Below are 3356 nucleotides of genomic sequence, written 5' to 3' on the forward strand. Positions count from 1 at the left end.
GGCTCGAAACCGTCCAGCACGTGGCTGCAGGCCTGGGTGTGGACGCCCTTGGTGCCGAACAGGTCCTTGATGCCGAGCGGAATGCCTTCCAGCGCGCCGCCCTCGCCCTTGGCGAGCTTGGCGTCGGAGGCCTTGGCCATGTCGCGGGCCTTGTCGCCGGTGACCGTGACATAGGCATTGAGCACCGGATTGGCGCGCTCGATCGCCTGCAGATAGGCCTCGGTGATCTCGGCGGCGGTGATCTCCTTGCCGCGCAGCCTGGCGCGGGCTTCGGAAATCGTCAGATGTGTCAGTTCGCTCATCAGGCAAGGCTCTTTTCGTAAAACACCGACCATTCGGAGTCGGGATAGTCCAGCACCGGGCCGCACCGCGAGAATCCGGCGCGTTCATAGACAGTCCAGGCGGCGGGGTGGCGGTCGCCGGTTTCCAGCACCAGGCGCGTCATCCCCTCGCTGCGTGCCAGCGCCTCGACCCGCTCGACAATGCTCGCGCCGATCTTCTGGCCACGATGCGAGGGCCTGGTGTACATGCGCTTGACCTCGCCGATGCCGCTGTCGTGGCGCTTCAGCGCGCCGCAGCCAACGGCGAGACCATTGTCGCGCGCGATGAAGACCGTCGTGTCCTTGCCGGCCATCTCCTCCACGGTCATGTGGTAGCAGTGCTCCGGCGGCGTCAGTTCGAGCAGCGTCACGTTGAGTTCCTCGACAAGGATGCGCACATCGTCCTGCAAGGCGGTCTCGACGGCGATCTCGATTGCCATCGGGCCTTTACTCCACCACCTTCGGGACGAGGAAGAAGTTCTCTTCGGTGGCCGGCGCGTTGGCGACGATGTCGGCGGGCTTATTGCCGTCGGTCACGATATCCAGGCGCTTCTTCATCTCCATCGGCGTCACCGAGGTCATCGGCTCGACGCCGGAAACGTCGACTTCGTTCAATTGCTCGACGAAGCCGAGGATGGCGTTCAGTTCGCCGGTCATGCGCTGGACGTCCTCCTCGCTCACCGCAATGCGGGCAAGGTGCGCGACGCGCTTCACTGTCTGAAGATCAACGGACATTTTTGTTGCCTCGGGAAAACCAGCGCTATAGCGGCGACGCGCGCGCCGCGCAACCTGCATCGCCGCGCGGATGGCTGAGATTTGGGCTTAAGGCAGCGCCACGCCTTCGCAGTGGAAGTAGCTGCCGCCATTCCCGGCCTGCTCGCTCTCGTCATCGACCGGCCGAACCGAGACAAGGTCGATCTGCTTCGGGCTCATTTGGGTGACCGACAGGACGTCGGGAAAGACCAAACCCGGCTCCTGGCAGATGGCGGTGACCGCCCAGCTCGGCGAGCGCGATGCCTTGGTGACCTGAAGGAACTCGCAATTGAATTCGATGCCCTCGAGTCCGCGGGCCGACAGGACGATGTTGCCTGCCTCGATCAAGTCCTGCAGCTTGCCCTTCTTGGCCTGCGCGCACAGTTCCTCCGATTGCAGGTAGACGCCGTCGATGAAGCCCTCGGCCGCCGGCGCGGGGGACGCGGCAACCAGCATCGAAACACAAAGTGTCTGCCTCAAAGCCATGATTTCATTCCATTTCCCCAATGAATAGTCCCGGCTCAGCGCGTCTCCGCGCCTATAACGTGATGGTTTGGCCAATCGCCGGCAAGGCCACATCGACGCCGGAGCCCTCCATGCCGGCGACGAACTTGTCGGCGGTCTGGTCGATGATCGGGAAGGTGCCGAAATGGCAGGGAACGACCGTGTCGAAGTTGAAGAAGCGCTGGCAGGCGAGCGCCGCCACCGCGCCGCCCATGGTGAAGCGGTCGCCGATCGGCACAAGGCCGATCTTCGGCTCATGCAGTTCGTTGATCAGCGCCATGTCTGAGAAGATGTCGGTGTCGCCCATATGGTAGAGCGTCTTGTCCTGCGGGAAATGCAGCACGAGGCCGCCGGGATTGCCGAGATAGGTGTTGGCGCCGCCCTCGCCGCCGAAGGACGAGGAGTGCAACGCTTGGACGAAGGTGGTGGTGAAGGCGCCGCAATCGACGGTGCCGCCGATATTGCCGGGATTGATCTTGCTGCCGCTGGCGCCCTGGCCGACCAGATACATGCAGATCTCGTAATTGGCGACCAGGACGGCGCCGCTCTTCTTCAGAATCTCCAGCGCGCCGCTGACGTGATCGTTGTGGCCATGGGTCAAGAGCACGTGCGTCACCCCTTCCGCCGGCCCTTCCCAGCCGCCCGTCCAGGACGGATTGCCGATCAGATAGGGGTCGATCAGGATATTGGCCCCTGCCGTCTCGACGCGGAACGCCGAATGTCCGTACCAGGTCAGTTTCATCAATGCCTTCCTCGATTTTTGCTGCGCCAGAGGATAGAACGCCTCCGGCAGAATTAAAGTGCCATCACATGCGGTGCGTCAAAAAGGGTGCGCCGCGCTTGAGGTCAGAGGAAAGCAGTTGGGCATCATATCGATCGAGGACTTGCCGGCACGTCTCCAAGGCGGCAGGACCTTGGCCGGGCTCGACCTCGGCGACAAGACGATCGGTGTGGCGGTCTCCGACCGGGGCCTCGCTTTCGCTCATCCGCGGCCTGTCATCATGCGCAGGAAATTCTCGCTCGACGCGGCCCTGCTGCTCGCCCAGATGCAGAAGGACAATGTCGGCGCGATCGCGCTCGGCCTGCCCGTCAACATGGACGGGTCGGAAGGCCCGCGCGCCCAGAAATCGCGCGCTTTCGTGCGCAACATGGCGTCCCTGTCCGACCTGCCCTTCGTGCTCTGGGACGAAAGGTTGTCGACGGTGGCGGCCGAGCGGACGCTGATTGAGATGGATTTTTCGCGCAGGAAGCGCGCCGACAAGATCGATTCGGCGGCGGCGGCCTTTATTCTGCAGGGAGTGCTGGATCGGCTCCAGTCACTTGAGGAACCGAACCCGACCAGCGATTCCTGACCCAGGCGGTGATGTTGCGGCGGCGGCGGAACGCCCACAGCGCCATCAGCAGGAAGCTGTCGAAGACGCAGGCTTTCGCCACCATGCCGGGAATCAGAGCGGGATCGATGCCCAGCATCTCGCCGTAAAGCTGGAACACCAGGTCATGCAGCGGGCGGCTCAGCATCACGTAGCCGAAATTCATGTCGTTGAGCGACAAGAAGAACCAGCCCCAGAACAGGAGCAGCGGAGCGGCCCAGAGCGCGAACAGGGTACGCATCAGCGGCCATCCCTCGAATTCGCTTCCGGACGACCGGAAATGCGTGACAGCAGCGAACTGTGCGCGGCGCCCCGTGCCATGACATGGGCGGTCGCGCGGAATTCATTGTCGGCCGCGAATGCCTCAACCCGCGCCGAGCGCTGCTCGGCCAGCACCGCGACATAGGAA

General features: G+C 63.5%; 7 protein-coding genes. 1 reads left to right on the plus strand and 6 read right to left on the minus strand.

The features are described 5' to 3' along the window. The 5 genes from EN742_RS28805 to EN742_RS28825 all read right to left on the minus strand — a co-directional run. The coding region (locus tag EN742_RS28805) for an amidase family protein (RefSeq protein WP_245492419.1) at window positions 1-302 on the minus strand (302 nt) is incomplete at its 3' end. Beyond that, window positions 302-760: a GNAT family N-acetyltransferase gene (locus tag EN742_RS28810; protein WP_126054682.1), complete on the minus strand. Its 459-nt coding sequence runs from the start codon at window positions 758-760 to the stop codon at window positions 302-304. The genes EN742_RS28810 and EN742_RS28805, both read right to left, overlap by 1 nt. 7 nt (window positions 761-767) lie before the next feature. Beyond that, window positions 768-1055, minus strand: coding sequence for an Asp-tRNA(Asn)/Glu-tRNA(Gln) amidotransferase subunit GatC (gene gatC, locus EN742_RS28815; protein WP_127407302.1), 288 nt, complete (start codon window positions 1053-1055; stop codon window positions 768-770). Window positions 1056-1142: 87 nt separating this feature from the next. Beyond that, window positions 1143-1559: a hypothetical protein gene (locus tag EN742_RS28820; RefSeq protein ID WP_126054684.1), complete on the minus strand. Its 417-nt coding sequence runs from the start codon at window positions 1557-1559 to the stop codon at window positions 1143-1145. Between the two features lie 52 nt (window positions 1560-1611). Next, window positions 1612-2319: a metal-dependent hydrolase gene (locus EN742_RS28825; protein WP_126054685.1), complete on the minus strand. Its 708-nt coding sequence runs from the start codon at window positions 2317-2319 to the stop codon at window positions 1612-1614. Window positions 2320-2437: 118 nt separating this feature from the next. On the opposite strand from EN742_RS28825, the gene ruvX reads away from it, so the two are divergent. Then, the gene (gene ruvX, locus EN742_RS28830; RefSeq protein WP_126054686.1) at window positions 2438-2929 is read left to right on the plus strand and encodes a Holliday junction resolvase RuvX; all 492 of its coding nucleotides are present in this window, start codon (window positions 2438-2440) and stop codon (window positions 2927-2929) included. Here the strand turns inward: ruvX and EN742_RS28835 are convergent. Then, window positions 2862-3188 carry a DUF6105 family protein gene (locus EN742_RS28835; RefSeq protein ID WP_126054687.1) on the minus strand — a complete coding sequence of 109 codons (327 nt, stop codon included), beginning with the start codon at window positions 3186-3188 and terminating at the stop codon, window positions 2862-2864. The genes ruvX and EN742_RS28835 overlap by 68 nt on opposite strands. Window positions 3189-3356: the final 168 nt, after the last annotated feature.

This window comes from Mesorhizobium sp. M4A.F.Ca.ET.020.02.1.1, from assembly GCF_004022645.1.
Classification (GTDB): domain Bacteria; phylum Pseudomonadota; class Alphaproteobacteria; order Rhizobiales; family Rhizobiaceae; genus Mesorhizobium.